The sequence below is a fragment of the Methylobacterium aquaticum genome, from assembly GCF_016804325.1.
GTDB classification, from domain to species: domain Bacteria; phylum Pseudomonadota; class Alphaproteobacteria; order Rhizobiales; family Beijerinckiaceae; genus Methylobacterium; species Methylobacterium aquaticum_C.
Window position 1 is genome coordinate 3352149 of sequence record NZ_CP043627.1, and the last position, 20619, is coordinate 3372767.

General features: G+C 71.8%; 12 protein-coding genes, 4 pseudogenes and 1 riboswitch. Of the genes and pseudogenes, 8 read left to right on the plus strand and 8 right to left on the minus strand.

All coding sequences use genetic code 11. The features are described from left to right. Positions 1–39: 39 nt before the first annotated feature. Positions 40–2775 carry an ATP-binding protein gene (locus F1D61_RS15230; protein ID WP_246775901.1) on the minus strand — a complete coding sequence of 912 codons (2736 nt, stop codon included), beginning with the start codon at positions 2773–2775 and terminating at the stop codon, positions 40–42. Positions 2776–2788: 13 nt separating this feature from the next. Further along, complete coding sequence (gene thiC, locus F1D61_RS15235) at positions 2789–4669, minus strand: phosphomethylpyrimidine synthase ThiC (protein ID WP_203158731.1); 1881 nt, start codon at positions 4667–4669, stop codon at positions 2789–2791. Between the two features lie 58 nt (positions 4670–4727). Beyond that, positions 4728–4840: riboswitch (TPP riboswitch) on the minus strand. Between the two features lie 151 nt (positions 4841–4991). Between thiC and F1D61_RS15240 the strand changes: the two genes are divergently transcribed. From F1D61_RS15240 to F1D61_RS34820, 4 genes and pseudogenes are all read left to right on the plus strand, one after another. After that, positions 4992–5366, plus strand: a complete 375-nt coding sequence (locus F1D61_RS15240) for a restriction endonuclease (RefSeq protein WP_203158732.1) — start codon at positions 4992–4994, stop codon at positions 5364–5366. A 193-nt stretch (positions 5367–5559) separates the two neighbouring features. Beyond that, positions 5560–6644, plus strand: a pseudogene (locus tag F1D61_RS15245) (acyltransferase family protein). A 184-nt stretch (positions 6645–6828) separates the two neighbouring features. Further along, positions 6829–7170 carry a hypothetical protein gene (locus F1D61_RS15250; protein WP_203158733.1) on the plus strand — a complete coding sequence of 114 codons (342 nt, stop codon included), beginning with the start codon at positions 6829–6831 and terminating at the stop codon, positions 7168–7170. After that, positions 7167–8630 carry a methyl-accepting chemotaxis protein gene (locus tag F1D61_RS34820; protein WP_281437044.1) on the plus strand — a complete coding sequence of 488 codons (1464 nt, stop codon included), beginning with the start codon at positions 7167–7169 and terminating at the stop codon, positions 8628–8630. Before F1D61_RS15250 ends, F1D61_RS34820 begins: the two co-directional genes overlap by 4 nt. Positions 8631–8875: 245 nt before the next feature. On the opposite strand, the pseudogene F1D61_RS15260 reads toward F1D61_RS34820, so the two are convergent. Continuing rightward, a pseudogene (locus tag F1D61_RS15260) lies at positions 8876–9722 on the minus strand (glutamine amidotransferase-related protein). 223 nt (positions 9723–9945) lie between these two features. Between F1D61_RS15260 and F1D61_RS15265 the strand changes: the two are divergent. Then, positions 9946–12114: a transglycosylase domain-containing protein gene (locus F1D61_RS15265; protein ID WP_203158734.1), complete on the plus strand. Its 2169-nt coding sequence runs from the start codon at positions 9946–9948 to the stop codon at positions 12112–12114. A 31-nt stretch (positions 12115–12145) separates the two neighbouring features. Here the strand turns inward: F1D61_RS15265 and F1D61_RS15270 are convergent, their stop codons facing one another. The 5 genes and pseudogenes from F1D61_RS15270 to F1D61_RS15290 form a co-directional block, all read right to left on the minus strand. Continuing rightward, the gene (locus tag F1D61_RS15270) at positions 12146–12337 is read right to left on the minus strand and encodes a hypothetical protein (protein WP_203158735.1); all 192 of its coding nucleotides are present in this window, start codon (positions 12335–12337) and stop codon (positions 12146–12148) included. 42 nt (positions 12338–12379) lie between these two features. Then, positions 12380–13038: pseudogene (locus F1D61_RS35380) on the minus strand (invasion associated locus B family protein). Between the two features lie 217 nt (positions 13039–13255). Next, on the minus strand, positions 13256–14731 hold the full coding sequence (gene zwf / locus F1D61_RS15280) for a glucose-6-phosphate dehydrogenase (RefSeq protein ID WP_203158736.1): 1476 nt from the start codon (positions 14729–14731) through the stop codon (positions 13256–13258). Positions 14732–15120: 389 nt separating this feature from the next. After that, the gene (locus F1D61_RS15285; protein ID WP_203158737.1) at positions 15121–15708 is read right to left on the minus strand and encodes a metallophosphoesterase; all 588 of its coding nucleotides are present in this window, start codon (positions 15706–15708) and stop codon (positions 15121–15123) included. Between the two features lie 229 nt (positions 15709–15937). Next, positions 15938–16201 carry a hypothetical protein gene (locus F1D61_RS15290; protein ID WP_203158738.1) on the minus strand — a complete coding sequence of 88 codons (264 nt, stop codon included), beginning with the start codon at positions 16199–16201 and terminating at the stop codon, positions 15938–15940. Between the two features lie 209 nt (positions 16202–16410). On the opposite strand from F1D61_RS15290, the gene F1D61_RS15295 reads away from it, so the two are divergent. The 3 genes and pseudogenes from F1D61_RS15295 to F1D61_RS15305 all read left to right on the plus strand — a co-directional run bounded on the left by F1D61_RS15295 (position 16411) and on the right by F1D61_RS15305 (position 20601). Further along, positions 16411–18471 carry a putative bifunctional diguanylate cyclase/phosphodiesterase gene (locus F1D61_RS15295; RefSeq protein ID WP_203158739.1) on the plus strand — a complete coding sequence of 687 codons (2061 nt, stop codon included), beginning with the start codon at positions 16411–16413 and terminating at the stop codon, positions 18469–18471. A gap of 66 nt (positions 18472–18537) precedes the next feature. Further along, positions 18538–18844, plus strand: a pseudogene (locus tag F1D61_RS15300) (phosphomannomutase/phosphoglucomutase); the annotation flags it as partial. Between the two features lie 551 nt (positions 18845–19395). Then, positions 19396–20601, plus strand: a complete 1206-nt coding sequence (locus tag F1D61_RS15305) for a fumarylacetoacetate hydrolase family protein (protein ID WP_203158741.1) — start codon at positions 19396–19398, stop codon at positions 20599–20601. Positions 20602–20619 lie beyond the last annotated feature (18 nt).

A 20619-nucleotide genomic window follows, 5' to 3' on the forward strand; every position in this document is an offset into this window, starting at 1 on the left:
CATGCCGGTCACGTTAACCTGCCGTTGCACCGGTCGCGCTCAGGCCTGGCGCAGGGGCAGCGTCACCGTGAAGGTCGTGCCGACCCCGAACTCCGATTCGAGGTCGATCCGCCCGCCGAGCACCCGGACCAGGGTGCGGACATGGGCGAGTCCGATCCCCTCCCCCGGCCGGTCCTGGACGCCGGAGCGGCGGAAGAGCTCGAACACCCGGGCGTGGTCGCGGGCATCGATGCCGCGGCCGTTGTCGCGCACCGCGATGACCGCGAGCCCGTCCGAGACCGAACCCGAGATCTCGATCCTCCCGGGCCGGTCCTTCGCCAGGTACTTGATCGCGTTGTCGATCAGGTTGCCGAAGATCTGCCCGACCGCCACCCGGTCGGCGACGAGGTCCGGCAGATCGCCGATGGTGATGACCGCGCCGACCGTGTCCGCCTGGTGGCGCTGCGCGTCGGCCAGGCTCTGGACCAGGGCGGTCATCGCCAGGGGCTCGGGCTGGAAGTTGCGCCGCCCCTCCCGCGACAGCTTCAGGATGGCGTTGATCAGCCCGTCCATCTTGTTGATCGCCGCCTTGATGAAGCTCACCGATTCGGCGAGGTCGGCGTCGATCCGCGCGGCGTCCGGCCGGCCCGCGAGCGCGGTCCGGATGTCGTCCTGGCTCGCCTCGATCTCGCTGGTGAAGCCCATGATGTTGACGAGCGGCGCCCGCAGGTCGTGGCTGACGATGTAGGCGTAGCGCTGGATCTCCTCGTTCGATTCGCGCAGGGCCGCTTCCGCGGCGCGCTGCTCGGTGATGTCGGAATGCACGCCGACCCATTCGCGGATCGTGCCGTCGGGATCGAGCACCGGCACCGCCTGGATCGCGTAGGTGCGGAACACCCCGTCATGGCGGCGCACCCGGTGCTCGTGGGTGTAGCGCCGGCGCTCGGCCACCGCCGCGTTCCAGGTCTCGACGCTGGTGGCGCGGTCGTCCGGATGCACCGCATCGGCCCAGCCGAAGCCGGCATATTGCGCGGGCGTCTGCCCGGTCAGCCCGGCCCAGGCCGGCTGGTCGTCGGTCATCCGGCCGTCGGGACCGTTGGTCCAGAGCACGCCGCGCACCGCCTGGACGGCCGCGGCGAAACGGTCCTGCTCGCGCCGCACCGAGGCGAACAGGCGAGCATTGTCCATCGCCACCGCCGCCTGCCCGGCCAGTCCCTCGATCAGGGCGGCCTCGCGGGAGCCGAAGCGGTGCGGCTCGGGATGGCCGAACAGCAGGGCGCCGAGGGTCGAGCCGGTGCCGGAGACCACCGGCACCGCGAGATAGCTGCGCACCGGCAGGTGGCCCTTCGGCATGCCGCCATGGCTGCCGTAGCGCGGATCCGTCGTTACGTCCTCGCTCAGGACCACTCCGCCGGCCGCGAAGGTCTCGCTGAACAGGTTCGTCACCCGCGGCAGGCCGAAGCGGGTGAAGGCCTCGCGGGGGCCCCCGGTGAGGCTGAGGAGGCGCCAATGCTCCGGGCCGTCCGGCCCCTCCGGCACCCGCTCGAACAGGGCGCCGTAGGCCGCGGCCGTCAGGTGGGTGGCGGCCTCCACCACCGCGTCGCCGAGGCGCTGGCGGTCGAGCTCGCTCGAGAGCGCCGTGCCGAGGCGGTTCAGCACCTCCAGGCGCTGGGTCTCGGCGCGGAGCGCCGAGGCGGCCCGCGCCCGCTCGGCCGTGCGCTCGCGCTGGCGCTGCGCGGCGCCGGCGATCTCGGCGCTCACCGCGGCGACCTCCGCCGGCACCCCGGTCAGCACCGGCGCCGCGCGGCCCAGCCCGAGGGCCACCGCCTGGTCGCGCAGGGCGTGGAGCGGGGCCGCGATGCCGCGGGCGAAGGCGAGCGCCAGGACGGCCGCGATCGCCGCCAGCATGATCCCGAGCCCGGCGAACCACACCAGCGAGGCCCGGACCGGGGCCGCCAGCGTCTCCTCCGGCACCCCGACGGCGACGCGCCAATCCGGCACCCCGGCCCGGGCATAGGCGGCGAAGAACGGCTCCCCCTCGAGGGAGGCGCCGCGCCAGTGGCCCTCCGGCCCGGTGGCCCTGCGCAGCGCCTCGGGCGCCGGCGTACCGGTGAAGCGCTCCGGCGACCGGGTGCGGGTCACGATCCGCTGGTCGCCGTCGATGATGGTGATCACCCAGGCCTTCGGCACGCCGCCGGAGACGAGCACGTCGCGCAGCCGCGCAGTCGGCAGGGAGAAGGACAGGAGGTAGAGCACCGCGTCGCCGCCGCGGCGCCTGACCGGCACCGTCACCCGGACATGCCCGTCGATCACGCCCGAGACGGCCGCGCGGCCGGTGAGCGCGCTCGCATCCGCCGCGTCCAGTCGCTCGGGCATCGGCTCGTCGCCGAGGTCGATCAGCCGGCGCCCGTCGGAATCGCGCAGGATCGCCGGCAGGCCGCTGCGGCGGGCCAGTTCCTGCACCTGCTCGCGGAACGCCGTCACGTCGCCGCGCTGGAGCGCGTTCGAGAGGCTCAGGGCCTCCAGGGTGGCGATCAGGCTCGCGATCTCGCGGTCGACCGCCGCCGCCTCCACCCGGGCGCGGCCGAGCGCCTCCGCCTCCAGGCGCTCGCGGGCGGCGTCGGCGAACTGCCACAGGACCACGCCGCCGAAGATCAGGATCGGCACGGCGAGGCCGAGGCCGAACACGACGAGGCGGCGCACGATCGAGCCGGGACGCGGGCCTCCCCGCACGGGCAATCCCGGATCGGCGGACGGGGCAGGCCCGGGCGGGGTGGCGGGGGCCTGCATCGGCATCGCGTGGGGGTCCTTACTCGCCGGGTTCGACGTAGAGCCTCCCGCCCTCGCCCAAGAATTCCGCCGATTTTTGGGCCATGCCGGCGATCCGCTCCGCTTCGCTCAGGGGTGTGGCTTCCGCGACCACCCGGGAGGCTTCCTCCATGGCGAGCACGTCGGCGCGCAGGTCCTGGGTGATCTTCATCGAGCAGAATTTCGGGCCGCACATCGAGCAGAAATGCGCGACCTTGTGGGCGTCCTTCGGCAGGGTCTCGTCGTGGTAGGCGCGCGCGGTATCCGGATCGAGGGAGAGGTTGAACTGGTCCTCCCAGCGGAAGTCGAACCGGGCCCGCGACAGGGCGTCGTCCCGCACTTGCGCGGCCGGGTGCCCCTTGGCGAGGTCGGCGGCATGGGCGGCGATCTTGTAGGTGATGACGCCGGTCTTCACGTCGTCGCGGTTCGGCAGGCCGAGATGCTCCTTCGGGGTGACGTAGCAGAGCATCGCGGTGCCGTACCAGCCGATCATCGCCGCGCCGATGCCGGACGTGATGTGGTCGTAGCCCGGCGCCACGTCGGTGGTGAGCGGGCCCAACGTGTAGAACGGCGCCTCGCCGCACTCCCTGAGCTGCTTGTCCATGTTGACCTTGATCTTGTGCATCGGCACGTGGCCGGGGCCCTCGATCATCACCTGGCAGCCCTTGGCGTGGGCGATCTTGGTGAGTGCGCCCAGGGTCTCCAGCTCGGCGAACTGCGCCGCGTCGTTGGCATCCGCGATCGAGCCCGGGCGCAGGCCGTCGCCGAGCGAGAACGAGACGTCGTACGCGCGGCAGATGTCGCAGATCTCCTCGAAGCGCTCGTAGAGGAACGATTCCCGGTGCCCGGCGAGGCACCAGCGCGCCATGATCGAGCCGCCGCGCGAGACGATGCCGGTGACCCGCCGTGCGGTGAGCGGCACGTGGGCGAGGCGCACGCCGGCATGGATGGTGAAGTAATCCACCCCCTGCTCGGCCTGCTCGATCAGCGTGTCCTTGAACACCGCCCAGTCGAGCTTGAGCGGATCGCCGCCGACCTTCTCCAGCGCCTGGTAGATCGGCACCGTGCCGATCGGGACCGGCGCGTTGCGCAGGATCCAGCCGCGGATGTTGTGGATGTTGCGGCCCGTCGAGAGGTCCATGACGGTGTCGGCGCCCCAGCGGATCGCCCAGACCATCTTCTCGACCTCGTCGGCGGCCGAGGAGGTGACGGCCGAGTTGCCGATATTGGCGTTGATCTTGACGAGGAAGTTGCGGCCGATCGCCATCGGCTCCAACTCGGTGTGATTGATGTTGGCCGGGATGATCGCCCGCCCGCGCGCCACCTCCTCGCGCACGAAGTCGGGGGTGATGAAGGGCGGGATCGCCGCGCCGAAGCTCTCGCCGTCGGCGAGCTTGCCCTCGGCGCCGGCCAGCATCGCCTCGCGGCACAGGTTCTCGCGGTGGGCGACGTAGATCATCTCCTCGGTGACGATCCCGGCCCGCGCGAACTCGTACTGGGTCACGGGTTGGCCGGCCTCGCCCCGGCGCACGGTGCGGGCGGCCGGGCACGGCGCCACCAGTCTGTCCTCGGGCACGAAGCCGTTATCCTCCGGCCTCACCGCCCGGGGCGCGACCGCCGCATAGCCGCGGGTCTCGATCCAGGGGGCGCGGATCTCCGGCAGGCCGGCTCGCAGGTCGATGCGGGCGCCCGTCTCGGTATAGGGGCCGGAGGGATCGTAGACCCGCACGGGCGCCTCGCCCGGATCGGTCAGGACGATCTCCCGATAGGGAATCCGCAAGTCGGAGCGGTCCCTCGGCGACGCATAGGCCTTCGCCGAGCCGGTGATCGGCCCGGTGGTGACGCTGTGCGGAAGGTCTTTGGCGAGGATCGGTGCGTTCATGGATCTCTCCCGGGGAGACGATCCGGCCTCGGGGCGCGAGGACGCACGGGTCACGTCGATCATGGCAGGTTCCCGTCCCTCCGCCGGTACGAACCGGATCAGGTTCAAGGGTCAGGACGCACGATCGTCCAATCTCAGCCCCTGTCGGCGGGGGCTCCCCTCGGTAACGGCGCCACTGTCCGGCGACGGGTCGGGTTTGTCAATCGCGGGTCGCGGAACGCTGCGGCATCCAGGCCGTCGCGCCGATGGTCGCGCCGCCTTGTCCCCCGCCCGCCCGGCGCCCCAGATACCGTGAGATGTCCCCGTCTTTCAGGAGCCTGCCTTGGGACGCCGTGATCGGCTCTGGCGCGACGACGACCCCTCCACCCATGCCTACACGACCCCGAAGGTCGTGATCTGCCCGCTCTGCGAGCGGCCGATCCCGCCCGGTGCCCGCCAGAGCCGGCACCATCTGACGCCGAAGCTGAAGGGCGGTACCCATGGCGAGACGGTGCAGCTGCACCAGATCTGCCACTCGGCGATCCATGCCCGCCACAGCGAGGCCGAGCTGGCGCGCCGGCTCAGCGACGTCGAGAGCCTGCGGGCCGAGCCGGAGATCGCCCGCTTCCTCGCCTGGGTCCGCGGCAAGCCGGACGATTTCCACACCGCGACGCGGATGACCCGGACGCGGCGGGAGACCAGGCGGAGCTTTCGATAGGGCGGCCGTAGTCGTCGGCGGGATGGTGAATCCATCCTGGCCGATTTCCGCACGATTCGACCGGCCGCCCCGGCTCCGATCTTTACGTCTGCCTGCGAGGCTCGGGGCATCCTCGTGGAGACGCCCGATGTCCGCCCGCCCCAACACCGAACCCGCCCTCTCGGTCCGGCCGGACGATCCAGTCAGCCCGCCGCTGCGCCCGCGCGCCGCGCCGGAGGCGGGGCGCCTCGCCTGGGTCGACGTCGCCAAGGGCATCTGCATCATCCTGGTGGTGATGATGCACTCCACCCTCGGAGTCGGCGAGGCGATGGGGGGCGAGGGCTTCATGCACCACGTCGTCGAGTTCGCCAAACCGTTCCGGATCCCCGACTTCTTCCTCCTGTCGGGCCTGTTCGTTGGCCGCGTCGTCGATCGCGACTGGCGGCTCTTCTCCGACCGGCGCATCGTCCACTTCGCCTATTTCTACCTGCTGTGGATGGTACTCCAGTCGGCGGTGAAGTACGGCCAGATCACCGAGGGGGCGGGCCCGGGGGCGTTCCTCGCCCATCTCGCCCACGGCCTGATCGAGCCGTACTCGACCCTCTGGTTCATCTACCTGCTGGCGGTGTTCTCCATCGCCGTGAAGCTGCTGCGCCGGGTGCCCGGCCCGGTGCTGCTGATCGGCGCCGCCCTGCTGCAACTGGCGCCTATCCATACCGGCTCGACCCTGATCGACGAGTTCTGCGATCGCTTCGTCTACTTCGTCGCCGGCTACCTGTTCGCGGCCCGGATCTTCGCCCTCGCCGACAGGGTGCGGGCGCGGAGCGGCCTCGCGCTCCTCGGGCTCGCCGCCTGGGCCCTGGTCGAGGGCGTCCTCGTCGTCACGCCGTCCGGCTTCCCCTCCCACCCGAACCTCGCGAGCCTGCCCGGCGTGAGCCTGGTGCTGGGGCGGCCGGCGCGCTCGCCATCGTGTGCGCGGCGGCGTTGCTGACCCGGGCCGGCGGTCCGGTCACGGCGATGCTCCGGGCCTGCGGCGAGCGCTCGATCGTGATCTACCTCGCCTTCTTCCTGCCGATGGCGGCCCTGCGCATTGTGCTGGTGAAGAGCGGGGTCATCACGGATGTCGGCCTCGTATCGCTCCTCGTGACCCTGGCCGCGGTGGCCGTGCCCCTCGGGATCGAGCGGCTGGTCCGCCATACCCCGGCCCGGTTCCTGTTCCGCCGGCCCGCCGCCTGCCACCTCGTCGGCGAGGAGCGCCCCGCCGCGACCCCGCCGCTGGCCTCCGCCCGCACGGTCTGACCCCGGCGGCTCCCGGTCGGGCTCGACGACGGCGCTCCCGCGAGGGGGCGCCGTTTCGCTGTCTTGGCCTCGTTTGACTTACGGTTATCCGGGTGGGCGGCGGATCAATCATCCCCAGTCTTTACCGATCATCAGCGATTCCACGACAAATTCCGCCAAGGTCAGGGAACCGGGGCGGACCCAGATGGAAGCGCGTTTTCGCCTCCGGGACAGTACCGGCCTGGTGCTTCTGCTGCTGGCGCCACTGCTCGTCGTCGCCGTCCCGCGCTCCGAGGCGGTGGCGGTACTCGGCCGGCCCGGCGGCGGCATTGCCGAGGCGGCCGCGATCGTGACGGCGGCGGGCGGCACGCTGGTGCGGGCCGGCGCGGCCGGCCTGGTCGTGGCCCGGTCGAGCGAGGCGGGCTTCGTCGGGCGCCTCTACGGCGCCGGGGCGTGGCTGGTGCTCGATCCCGTCGTCGCCGGCGGCTGCGGCCCGGGACCCGACCGATACGACGATTCCTCTCCGTCACCGAGCCCTGCCCGATGATGACCGACGCCGACGACTTCCGCCGCTCCTACGCCCGCATCCTGGTCGGCCTGCTCTGGGCCCACGTTCCGGTGGCGGCGGCGCTGCCGCTCATCGCCGGCGACGGCGGCGCCCTCGCACCCGGGGCGGCCGCGACCCTGCTCGCGACGCTCGCCACCCTGTCGTGGTGGCGCGACGCGACCGGGCTGCGGACCCGGATCGCCACCGCTCTGGCGCTCGTCGGCATGGCGGCGGTGATGCTCTATGCCAGCGCCGGCCATCCCTGGCAGGTCGACCTGCACATGTACTTCTTCGCCTGCCTGGCGGTGCTCGCCGGCTGGTGCGACTGGCGGGTGATCCTGGCGGCCACCGCCGCCACGGCCCTGCATCATCTCGTCCTGAACCTGGTCCTGCCCGGCGCCGTCTTCCCGACGGGGGCGAGCCTGCAACGGGTGCTGCTCCATGCCGGGATCCTGGCGATCGAGGCGGCGATGCTGGCCTGGATCTGCCGCACCGTCGCCCGGACGCTGGCGGGGCTGGCGCAGTCCGGGCGCGAGATGAAGGCCCAGATGGCGCGCCTGCGCGACCTGGAACAGGAGGGCGAGACCGCCCGGGTGGCAGCCGAGCACGAGAGGCGCGAGAGCGTGATGCGGATGGCGGCGGCGTTCGAGGCGGCGGTGGGCGGCATCGTCGGCGAGGTCGCGGCGGCGGCCGGCGAGCTGCAGGCGACGGCCCACGCGATGTCCCAGAAGGCGGGCACCGCCGCCGCCCGCTCGGCCGAGGCCGAGGCCGCCGCGGGTCAGGCGGCGGGCGATGTCGGGACCGTGGCGGCCGCGACCGAGGAACTCGGCGCCTCGGTGCGCGAGGTCGGCCAGCAGGTCGGGGAATCCGCCGGCCTCGCCCGTGCCGCCGTGAGCGAGGCCGACCGCACCGCCGCCCTCGTCGGCGAATTGAGCGAGGCCGCCTCCCGGATCGGCGACGTGGTGAGCCTGATCTCGGGCGTCGCCGACCAGACCAACCTGCTGGCGCTGAACGCCACCATCGAGGCGGCCCGCGCGGGTGCGGCGGGACGGGGCTTCGCGGTGGTGGCGGCCGAGGTCAAGGAACTGGCAAGCCAGACCGCGAGGGCGACGCAGGACATCAGCGGCCAGATCGGCCGCATCCAGGGCGCCACCGGCGACGCCGTGCGGGCGATCGAGGCGATCGGCACGCGCATCCGCGGGATGGACGGGGTGGCCTCCGCCGTGGCGGCGGCGGTCGAGGAGCAGGGCGCGGCGACCCAGGAGATCATCCGCGCCATGGACCGGGCCGCCGCCGGCACCGGCTCGCTCACCGCCACCATCGGCGCCGTGGCGCAGGCCGCCGGCGAGACCGGCTCCGCCGCCGGCCGGGTGCTCGCCTCCGCCGACGCCCTGACGCATCAGGCCGAGCATCTCGGAACCGAGGTCGCGCGCTTCCTGCAAGGCGTGCGGGCGGCGTGAGCGCCGCTGGAACTGTTTGAGCAGGCCCCCTGTCGAAAAAATCAATAGATCTGCAAATCCCACCCACTCACCTCATCCTGAGGTGCGAACGAAGTGAGCCTCGAAGGAGGGCTCCAGAAATCGCCGAGACTTCTGGAGCCCTCCTTCGAGGTCAGTCGATCCGTGATCGACTGACACCTCAGGATGAGGTAAGTGGGTGGGATACCCAACCCCCTTTTCTTTCCGATAGCTCCTCAGGCAGGCGCTCAAGCGCGGCGACGCCGGGGCCGCACCAGCCGATCGAGGAAATTCCCGATCTCGCGCCGACGGCGCTCCGGCACCAGAACCTCTGCGGTGACGCCGAGGCGCCAGGCGAGGTCGGGACGCCCTTCCGGGTCGTGGTGCAGATCGCGAAAAGCATCGGCGTAAGTCTGGAGAGCGGCCTCGTCCGGGCAGAGGCCCGCCTCCACCACCCCGCTCGCCGAGAGCCGCAGCATCGCCGCGACCTCGTCGAGGTCGAGCTCCGGATGGTACTGCGTCCCCCAGAACACCCCGTCCCCGAGGCGGATCTCGATCGCCTGGACGTCGAGGCGGTCGTTGCCGGCGAGCACCCGGCTGCCGGGCGGCGGCTCGATCACGGCGTCGTCGTGGATCGCCGGGGCGTCCCAGGCCGGGGGCGGCCGTCGAGGAGCGGGTGGCCCGCCCCGGACTCCGTGCGGGAGATCGCGCGGGCGAGCCCGTATTCCGGTCCGCGCGGGTTGCGGGCGGCACGCCCCCCGCGATGGTGGCGGCCACCTGCACGCCCCAGCACGAGCCGAAGACCGGGAGCCCGGCAGCGAGCGCCGCCCGCACCAGGTCGCATTGCCGGGTCACCGCCGGCCCGCCCTCCTCGACATGCAGGGTCGAGCCGGTGAGCACCAGGGCGTCGCAGTCGGCGAGCGCGCGGGGCAGCACCGCGTCGGAATCGGCCGGGGCGACGAGGTGGCAGACGGCATCCGGGGCGAGCGCCCGCAGGATGCCGGCATAGGTCTCGGCGGAGGTCTTGGCGCAGACCGTGAGATGCGTCTCGCGGCCGGCCCGGTCGTTCCCATCCGCCACCAGCAGGTGCAACATGTCGGCCCCTTGTGAGAGCAACCGCAACGCTCCCCGGACTCCCCCGTTCCCGACACGGCTTGCCGCAGCCCTCCGGCTGCGGAGCTAAGTGGCCGTGATTCTTCGACAAAATTTCGGTTAACGGCCCTTAAACCCGCCTCATTTAGCGTCTCTTGAATGCCCCGCGTGGGCCGGAAATGTCCGCGGGCGAAGAAGAACTCGGGGCGAAGGGGAACTCGGCGGGATGGCGAAGGGTCGGGAGCGGAAGGGTCGGGTCGAGCCGCGCTTCGAGGCGGATGGCCCCGGAGATCCGGCATCCCTCGACCTGCGCCTGTCGCGCGGGGACCGGGCGGGAGGCGGCGTGGCCAAGGACACATCCAGGGGCAAGGCCGCGCCGAAGCGGTCGGCCCGCGCGGCCGCGGCACCGCGGCGCCGGCGGCGCTCGTTCCTCGGCACCCTCGTCTACGGCACGATGATCCTCGGCCTGTGGGGGCTGGTGGCGGTGGCCGGCATCGTCGCCTACCACGCCTCGCAGCTGCCGCCGATCGACCAGCTCGCGGTGCCGAAGCGCCCGCCCAACATCGCGATCCTGGCCTCCGACGGCTCGCTGCTCGCCAATCGCGGCGAGACCGGCGGGCGCACGGTGAGCATCCGCGAATTGCCGCCCTACCTGCCCCGCGCCTTCGTGGCGATCGAGGACCGGCGCTTCTACTCGCATCTCGGCATCGATCCGGTCGGCATCGCCCGCGCCATCGGCCAGAACCTGACCCGCCGCGGCGTCGCCCAGGGCGGCTCGACCCTGACCCAGCAGCTCGCCAAGAACCTCTTCCTGACCCAGGAGCGCACCGCCTCGCGCAAGATCCAGGAGGCGATCCTGGCTTTGTGGCTCGAGCACACCTACACCAAGGACGAGATCCTCGAACTCTACCTCAACCGGGTCTATTTCGGTGCCGGCGCCTACGGCGTCGAAGCGGCGGCGCAGCGCTACTTCGCCAAGCCCGCCAAGGACGTGACGCTGGCCGAAGCCGCGATGCTCGGCGGCCTCGTCCAGGCGCCCTCGCGGCTCGCTCCCAACCGCAACCTGCCCGCCGCGCAGGCCCGGGCCGCCCAGGTGCTGGCGGCGATGCAGGAGCTGGGCTTCGCCAAGCCGGCCGACGTGAAGGTGGCGCTCGCCCAGCCGGCGAAGCCTGCGCGGGCCAAGGGCGGCGGCTCGGCCAATTACGTCGCCGATCTCGTGATGGATGTGCTCGACGATTACGTCGGCAAGATCGAGTCCGACGTCGCGGTGCAGACCACCGTCGATCCGGCGATCCAGGCGGTGGCCGAGCGGGCGCTGGTCGACGAGCTGAACCAGAAGGGCGGACGCTACAATGTCGGCCAGGGCGCCGTCGTGACGATGCGGCCGGACGGGGCGATCCGCGCGCTCATCGGCGGGCGCGACTACGCCCAGAGCCAGTTCAACCGCGCCACCACCGCCAAGCGCCAGCCCGGCTCGGCCTTCAAGCCCTTCGTCTACCTCGCGGCGATCGATCGGGGCCTGACCCCCGACACGGTGCGGGAGGACGCGCCGGTCAACATCAAGGGCTGGAACCCGGAGAACTATTCGCGCAACTACAGCGGCCCCGTGACCCTGCGCGACGCGCTCGCCCACTCGCTCAACACCGTGGCGGTGCGGCTCGGCATGGAGGTCGGCCCGAAGGCGGTGGTGCAGACGGCGCAACGCCTCGGCATCACCTCGCCGCTCCAGGCCAATGCCTCGATCGCGCTCGGCACCTCCGAGGTGACGCCGCTCGAGCTGGTGGGCGCCTACGCGACCTTCGCCAATGGCGGCATGGGGGTGATCCCCTACGTGATCGCCAGCGTGAAGACCTCCGACGGAAAGACCGTCTACAAGCGCGCCCCGAGCGGGCTCGGCCGGGTGATCGACCCCAACGCGGTCGGCATGATGAACGCCATGATGCACGAGGTCTTCGTCAGCGGCACCGCGAAGAAGGGCGACATCCCGGGCTGGGACCTCGCCGGCAAGACCGGCACCAGCCAGGATTTTCGCGATGCCTGGGTGATCGGCTTCTCCGGCACCCTGGTCACGGGCGTCTGGCTCGGCAACGACGACGGCGAGCCGACCAAGAAGGTCTCCGGCGGTAACCTGCCGGTCGAGATCTGGAACCGGGTGATGACCACGGCCCTGCGTGGCGACAAGCCGGTGCCCCTGCCCGGCGCCGCCCGCTGGCGCCGCAGCAGCAACGCCGTCGCGTCCGCCAACCCCGCCCCCGCCGAGCCGCAGACGCTCGGCGGCCTGATCGACGGCCTCGTCGGCGGCGGCCAGGCCCCGGCGCGCCAGCCGGCCCCGCAGCGGGGCGGACCGCCGCGGGAGGACAAGAACTTCCTGGAGCGGATGTTCGGGATCGACTGATACCGACGGTCGTTGGAAACGACCTTTGGTATCACACCCTGATATCGAGCCGCTGGCCCTGCCCGGGCGGGGCCGGGGCATTCGCCGTCTCGGCCACCAGGCCGGCGACGGCGCGTTCGGCATCGAGCTGGCGCCGGGCCGCGAGGGCGGCGACCTGCTGGGTGAAGGCGGCGCCCTGGTGGGAGATGGCGCCGGGGTTGAGGGAGGCGGTGCTGAGGCTCATCCCGCCATCCTGCGCCGAACCCTTGAGCGAGGCGTGAAGATATCAGCTCAAAAGCTGCGACATCCGGGCGAGTGCGGCGGCAAATCCCGCGAGCGGCACCGTGATGGTCTCGGCCTCGCCGTTGGGCTTGGTGCCGGTGACGCGCAGGTTCACGGCGGTCTTCATCGCATCCGTGGCCACCGTCGGGAAGCTGATCGGCACGATGCAGCCGGCCTGGACGCAGGAGGTGTAGGGCGCGCCCTTGCCGAGCGTCGCGTCGTCGAGCTTGAAGGTCACGCCGGGCTCGATCGACAGGCCGAGCGGCATCAGCATGAGGCCGCTGCTGCGCCCGTCCTGGGGGCGTTCAGCTCGATGCTGAAGCGGCGCTGGCCGGTCTGCGCCACGCCCTGCGCCTGCGACAGCTGGCACTGGCGCTTGTCGTTCTCGCGGGTGCAGCTGATGGTCCAGTCGCCGTAGACCTCGCTCACCGCGCTCGCCCCGTTGGGCCAGGCGCCGGTCGGAGCCGTCACCGCGGCGGGCGCCGCCTCGGCCTTCGGGGCGGGCTTGGGCGCCGGACGGCGGGGCTTGGGCGCGGCCTTGTGGGTCGGAGCCGCCTCGGCCGCCGGGGCTTCGCCGGCGGGCTCCTCCTGGGCGCGCGCCGGCGAGGCGGCGAGCAGCGCGAGGACCAGGAGGCTGGCGAGGGACGGACGGATGGGCGACATGATGCAATCCTCGACGCCCGCGCACGCCGGGGCGCGGGCCTTCACTCTCGCGGCCCGCTCTAGAGCGGGACGCACCGGAAGGGAAGCCGCGGCGGATGCGATCCCGCCGTCATGCCCTTGAAATAACTTGGATTTATTCCAATCAACCGCCTCCGCGTCAGCCGGTGGCCTCGTGCCGTGATCGGCGTCAGCCGGTGTCCTCGTGCCCCGATCGGCGTCAGCCGATGTCTTCGTGCCACGTGCGGCCGTCGCGCTCGATCAGGGCGATCGCCGCGGTGGGGCCCCAGGTGCCGGCCGGATAGGGGCGCGGCGGCTCCGGGCGGTCGGCCCAGGCGTTGAGCAGGGTGTCGGCCCAGGCCCAGGCGGCCTCGACCTCGTCGCGGCGCATGAACAGGGTGGCGTTGCCGCGCACCACGTCCATCAGCAGGCGCTCATAGGCATCCGGGTAGCGCTGGTTGAAGGTCTCCTCGAAGGAGATGTCGAGGCCGGTCGACCGCAGGCGCATGCCGCCGGGCCCCGGCTCCTTGGTCATCACCTCGAGCTTGATGCCCTCCTGCGGCTGCAGCCGGATCACCAGGCGGTTCGGCTCGCGGGCGAACTCGTCCGAGAAGATGCTGAACGGCGAGGACCGGAACTGCACCACGATCTCGGAGACCTTTTGCGGCAGCCTTTTGCCGGTGCGCAGGTAGAACGGCACCCCGGCCCAGCGCGGGGTCATCAGTTCGAGCTTCAAGGCCACGAAGGTCTCGGTCAGGCTCGTGCGGTCCTCGGCGAGGTCGGCGACGTAGCCCGGCACCGGCTGGCCGTTGACGGCCCCGGCGACGTATTGGCCGCGCACGGTGCGCAGCGGCACCTCGTGGGCGGGAATCGGCTTCAGGGCGCGGAGCACCTTCAGCTTCTCGTCGCGCACCGCGTCGGCATCGAGGGAGAGCGGGCTCTCCATGCCGAGCAGGCAGAGGAGCTGCAGCATGTGGTTCTGCAGCATGTCGCGCAGCGCGCCCGACGTATCGTAATAGCCGCCGCGGCCCTCAACCCCCACGGTCTCGGCCACCGTGATCTGCACGTGGTCGATCACGTCGGCATTCCACAGCCGCTCGAAGATCGTGTTGGCGAAGCGCAGGGCCAGCAGGTTCTGCACCGTCTCCTTGCCGAGGTAATGGTCGATGCGGAAGATCTGGCTCTCGGGAAAGACCTTGCCGACCTGGTCGTTGATGGCCCGCGCCGAGGCGAGGTCGTGGCCGATCGGCTTCTCCAGCACCACGCGGGAGCGCTCGCCGATCAGGCCATGGGCACTGAGGTTGCGGCAGATCGAGCCGTAGAGGCTCGGCGAGGTGGCGAGATAATACGGCCGGACGTGGTCGGGATGCTCGGCGAGCAGGTTCGCCAGATCCTCCCAGCCCGCATCCCCTGCCCCGTCCACCGCCACATAGGCCAGATGATCGAGGAAGCGCGTCACTGTGTCGGAATCACGGTCAGCGGCCGGGACGTGGCGCTCCAGGGCCGCGGCGGCGAGGTCCCGGTACTCGCCGGTGCCGAGATGGGTGCGCGCCGCCGCGATGATGCGGCTCTCCTCCGGGATCTGCCGATCGCGGAAGCGGTAATAGAGCGCCGGCAGCAGCTTGCGCATCGTCAGGTCGCCGGTGGCGCCGAACACGACGGCATCGAAGGGGGCGACGGGGATGATCTTGTGCATCGGGTGACGGGTCTCCCGCTGGGGCCGGCCGACCCTGCAAGGGCGCGGCCAGTCGGTGCATCTCGCGGCTTGTCCTACCCGCGACCTCGTCCTTGGCAACCACCGGAACGGCCAACGCCTGCGCCATGTCGCAGCCGGTCCGACGAAAGGCGCCGAGGACAGGACTGGGCAGGGCTTCGCCGTGCATCACGGTTGCCCGGGCGCGTGACCGGGGTGCGTCCGGTGGGCGCGAGATCGAGGGTCGGGCCCTGCGATATAGAGGCCGGCTGCCGGTATGGGAATCAGGCTCGGCCCCGCCTTGGCGCGGCGAACCCTGGATTCCCGCCATCCTTCGGGTCCGGGGATGGAGGCCGGTCGCGCTCCTGCCCGATCGCGCCTGTACATCGCTCCTACACGATGTCGGCGGTCGCGGCGCGATTCCGCTCGCCCCCCGCATCCCGGGCCAGTTCCTCCGGCACCAGGGTCGCCGCGTCCTGCCGCGCCGCGAGCGCGGCGAGGCGGACCGGGCGGTACTCCCAGGCATCGACCCCGACGTCGCAGGAGCGGGTGGTGTCGGGGAGCGTCCCGTGGGTATGGCCGTAGAGGTGGCGGGTGCCGCGCCACAGGCCCGGCCAGGCCCGGTGGGCGTAATGCGCCAGGAACAGCCGCCATTCGCGGCCATCCTCCCGCAGGGTGACCCGCGCGCTCTCGACCGGCGGGTCGGCCCAGGGCAGGTCGAGGACGCGGTTGCTGTCGTGGTTGCCGCGCACCAGGCGCTTGACGCCGTTCAGCCGCGAGAAGATCGCCGCGCAATGGGCGCGTTCGGCATGGGCCGCGAAATCGCCGACATGCCAGACCTCGTCCCCGGGCCCGACGACCGCGTTCCAGTTCGCCACCAGGGTCTCGTCGTGGTGGTCGATCGCCGTGAACAGGCGGCCGCGCTGGCGCAGGATGTGGCTGTCGCCGAAATGCGTGTCGGCAGTGAAGAAGACGGCCATGCGCCCCCGGATCGAGCGTGACGGATGCAGGATCAGATGGGGCGGCGGACGCCGACGGCACGGGACGGATCGCCGCGTCGGCGGGTGCGGCGACCGGTCCCCGATCCGGAGGACCGCATCCGGGCGGCGATGCACCGGCCGTCGCGTCCGGCGTCACCCCGGGGCCGCGCAGCGGGACCCGGGATGGCGTCGGACGGTGTCGATTCGGGGAAAGAGAAGCGTCGGCTCCTCAGTAGCTCCGGCCCGCCCCGTAGCCGTAGCCGTCGCGAGGACGCACGCGGGCGCCGTAATCGACGTCGCGCTGGGAGCGCCGCTTGGCCAGGGCCCGGCCGGCGAGGCAGCCCGCCACGGCGCCGACGACGCCGCGCTCGGCCAGGTAATGCCCGGCGATGCCGCCGATGATCGCCCCCTTGATGCAGCCCTTCGCCTCCGCCGCGCCGGCGCCCATCAGCGTCACGACCGCCACCACACCCGCCTTGACCACGTTGCGCATGATGCCTCCTCGCATTCTCGCGACATGATCAACGGCCAGGCTCGGCCGCCGTTCCGTGGCGGCAGTGTCCGCGCGACGAGGGAGGCCGGGGCCGAAGAAATCGGCGTCCGAGAGCTTGGCAACCTTGACGAGCCGGACGCGATCGGTCGTCAGTCAACGATTCTTTACCGGCCGCCGTTACGACAGCAAGGCTGATTCGCCGAGGTGACATGTCCGAACCAGGCAGCCAGGAACCAAGCTCCGACCTGCCGCATGGTGGCGGCGGTCCGAACCTGCGCGCCTCGATCCGGCGCGACCAGCTCGAGGCGGTACGCCGCAGCGTGCAGCACGCCATGCCGGTCAACGCGGCGCTCGGCGTCACCGGAGCGCTGGTCGCGGCCCATTTCGGTCTCGGCGGTGTGGGTCTCGTCTGGTTCACGGCGTCCTCGATCGTCAACCTCACCCGGTTCGGCCTGTGCCGGGCGCCCTGCCTCGGTCTCACCACCGCCGAGGACGCGCCGCCGGACCTCGCCCGTGCCGCCTCCGGCGCGGTCGACCGGCACCTGCATCTCGCCACCGCGGCGGCATTCCTGTCGGGCCTCGTCTGGTCCCTGACGGCGCTGCTGTGCGACGGGTTCACCGCGCCCCAGAGCCTGTTCTACCTCGTCGTGGTCTGCGGCATCACCGCCGGCGCCGTCACCCACGGCATGGCCTATGCGGCGATTCCCGCGAGCTTCATCACGCCGCCGCTCCTGACGGTGGCGGGCTGCCTTGCCTGGAGCGGCGGGTTCGAGCGCACCTGCCTGGCGCTGACGGTGGTGCTCTACCTCGCGGCCCTCCTGCGCAGCGCCATCGAGACCGAGCGCGGCTTCCGCCGCACCTCCAAGCTGAAGAACGAGGCCACGGCGCTCGCCCGGGCCCGCCAGGAGGCGCATGCGGCGGCGAGCGCCCTGGCCGACGAGATGCGCCGGCGCGCCACCCACGACGCCCTCACCGGCCTGATGAACCGGGCCGGCTTCGCGCAGGCGGCGGAGGCGCGGATCCTCCTCTCGGGTCCCGCCCCCTGCCTGATGCTGCTCGACCTCGACGGCTTCAAGTCGGTCAACGACGTCTACGGCCACTCGACCGGCGACCGGGTGCTGATCGAGGTGGCGCAGCGCCTGCGCCGGACCCTGCCGCCCGGAGCGGTGGCGGCCCGCTTCGGCGGCGACGAGTTCGCGGTGCTGTACGACCCTTGCACCGATGCCCCTTGCACCGACGGCCCTCGCGCCGACTATCCTCGCGCGGGATGGCCGCCCGCGGATCTGGCGGCGGCGCTGATCGGGGCGGTGGTCGAGCCGTTCGAGAGCTTCGATGCGGGCCGCCTCGGCGTCAGCATCGGCCTGTGCCACGCCCACGGGCCCAGCCTGACCCAGATGCTGAGCTGCGCCGACGAGGCGCTCTACGCCGCCAAGGCCGCCGGGCGGAACCGCTTCCGGATCTTCGACGAGGGCCTGCGCGGCCACCTCGAGATGCGGCGCGACGGCGAGCGCGACCTGTCGCACGCGCTGGCCGAGAACGGCCTCGCGGTCTGGTTCCAGCCGATCTTCGGCGAGGGCGGCACCCGCATCGCCGGCCTCGAGGCCCTGGTGCGCTGGCACCACCCGGTCCATGGCTGGATCCCGCCCGGCGAGATCGTCGCCGCCGCGGCCCGGTCCGGCCTGTCCGAATCGCTCCTGCGCTTCATCCTGGAGCAGGTCTGCGGCGCGATGCAGACCTTGCGGGCCGACGGCATCCGCGACGTGCGGGTGGCGATGAACGTCTCGCCGCGGGAGATGGGGCAGCTCCCGGTCGACGAGATCGTGCTCGACCGCCTGCGGGCCCTGGGCCTGTCGCCCGCGCTCCTCGAGATCGAGATCACCGAGGAGACCGCCCTCGACATCGAGGCGGTGCAGCACAAGCTCCTCGCGCTGTCCGGCGCCGGCATCCGGGTCGCCCTCGACGATTTCGGCACCGGCTACTCGTCGCTGGCCTCGTTGCGCCAGCTCAGCGCCGGCCGGGTCAAGATCGACCGCAGCCTGGTCACCGGCCTGTCGGCCTCCGACGACAAGCGCGGGCTGGTCCAGGCGGTGCTGGGCCTCGGCCGGTCCCTCGGCCTCGAAGTGGTGGCCGAGGGCATCGAGACGGCCGACGACCTCGCCAGCTTACGCCATCTCGGCTGCCCGTTCTTCCAGGGTTACCATCTCGGCCGTCCGGTCCCGGCCGACCAGGCGCTCCGCCAGGTCCTGGCCCGCCGCACGGACGCCGCCTGAACCTTCCGGAGATCCTGCGCGCGGGCAATCCGCCGGACCAAGGAGATTTCGCACCAGTGGCTGCCGGCCGGCTTCGAGAGGTCGGGCCACTTCTTCGACGCGCCGGTGGGCCGCGGCGGCGGCGGCGGGGCTCCTCACGGCCGTCGCCGTGCTGGAGACGCTCGACCGCAATCCGGACAAGGGCCTGTCGCAGGTCCATGCGGCGCTCCCCACCACCTTCGGCTCGCCGACCGTGTCGCCGCATTGCGCCGACGAGGAGGAGTACGGGGTGGTCGAGAGCCCGGTCTCGCGGGCGCGGCTGGATGAGATGGTCCGGGCGGTGGACGGCGTGCTGCGGGAGAACAGCCAAGTCGGGGCCTCCAACCAGACGATCCGAGAGACTATTCGAGCAGGACTTCTAACCCAAGACTTGAGGCAGGCGGGATCATCCTACCCACTCACCTCATCCTGAGGTGCGAACGAAGTGAGCCTCGAAGGAGGGCTCCAGGGATCGCCGAGGCTTCTGGAGCCCTCCTTCGAGGTCAGCCGATTTTCAATCGGCTAACACCTCAGGATGAGGTGGAAGGGTAGGATATATCCTACTTCTTCTCAGTTTTTGTCAAATCACTCTGCTCAAACAGGCTCTGACACCTCGGCGCGTCCCCGCGGCGTTCGGGGGCTTGGAGCATGCTCAGACGAAGGGATGCCGGTTCGCCGAAGAAGATGCGGCGAAGACAAAGGCCTTGAGAGCTTCGCGATGGCAACGCGATCGCGAAGCGCTCTTGGCGGATTGGCGGTGGCGGGCCAACGCTTCGCCCGCTTAGGGTCTTGTTCCGTCGCAGATTGTTCGCGCCGAACCGGTAGCCACTCCGGCGAAATCTGCTTAGGTCTCTCCCCGTGCCGCGCACCCGCCGAACGGGCGCCGGACGGGAGGAGACCGACCCTATGCAGCCGATTCTCGACGCCTACGACGCCCGCGCCATCCTGCCGGAGGATGGCTGCGCCGGGGCGCTGGCCGGCCGGATCTGGCGGCCGGAGCTGAGCGGGCCGAGCGTCGTCGCGGTGCGGCAGGCGGCCGGCGGTGCGCCGGAACTCGTCGACATCACCCGCGCCTTCCCGACCATCCGCGACCTGTGCGAGGCACCCGATCCGGCGGCCGCCCTGCGGGGAGCCGTGGGCGAAACGGTCGGCCCCCTCGACGCGGTGCTGGCCAACACGCCCCCCGACACCCGCGACCCGTCGAAGCCCTGGCTCGTCGCCCCCATCGACCTCCAGGCGGTCAAGGCCGCCGGCGTGACCTTCGCGGTGTCGATGCTCGAGCGGGTGATCGAGGAGCGGGCGCGCGGCAACCCGGACGCCGCGGCGGCGATCCGCCTCGAGGTCGGGCGCCTCGTCGGCGACGACCTGCGCCGGCTCAAGCCCGGCTCGCCGGAGGCGATGGCGCTGAAGGACGTGCTGGTGGCGCAAGGCGCCTGGAGCCAGTACCTCGAGGTCGGCATCGGCCCCGATGCCGAGATCTTCACCAAGGCGCAGCCGCTCTCTTCCGTCGGCTGCGGCCAGGAGGCCGGCCTGCATCCGGGCTCGCAATGGAACAACCCGGAGCCCGAGGTGGCCCTGGTGGTGGCCTCCGACCAGCGCATCGTCGGGGCGACGCTCGGCAACGACGTCAACCTGCGCGATTTCGAGGGCCGCTCGGCCCTGCTGCTCGGCAAGGCCAAGGACAACGCCGCCTCCTGCGCGCTCGGCCCGTTCCTGCGCCTGTTCGACGGCGGCTTCTCCCTCGACCATGTCCGCCGCACGGTGGTGAGCCTGGAGGTGACCGGCGAGGACGGGTTCCGGCTGTCCGGCACCTCGGCCCTCTCCGAGATCAGCCGCGACCCGGCCGACCTCGTCGAGGCGATGATGGGCGGGACCCACCAGTATCCGGACGGCGCGGTCCTGTTCCTCGGCACGATGTTCGCGCCGGTCGAGGACCGGGGCGCAGCCGGCCAGGGCTTCACCCACAAGGTCGGCGACCGGGTGGTGATCCGCAGCCCGGCGCTCGGGGCGCTGGTCAACCGCATGCGCCATTGCCAGGATTGCGAGCCCTGGACCTTCGGCGCGGCGGCGCTGATGCGCAACCTCGCCGCCCGCGGGTTGCTGCAGGGGTGAGAAACCGGTCGCGACCGT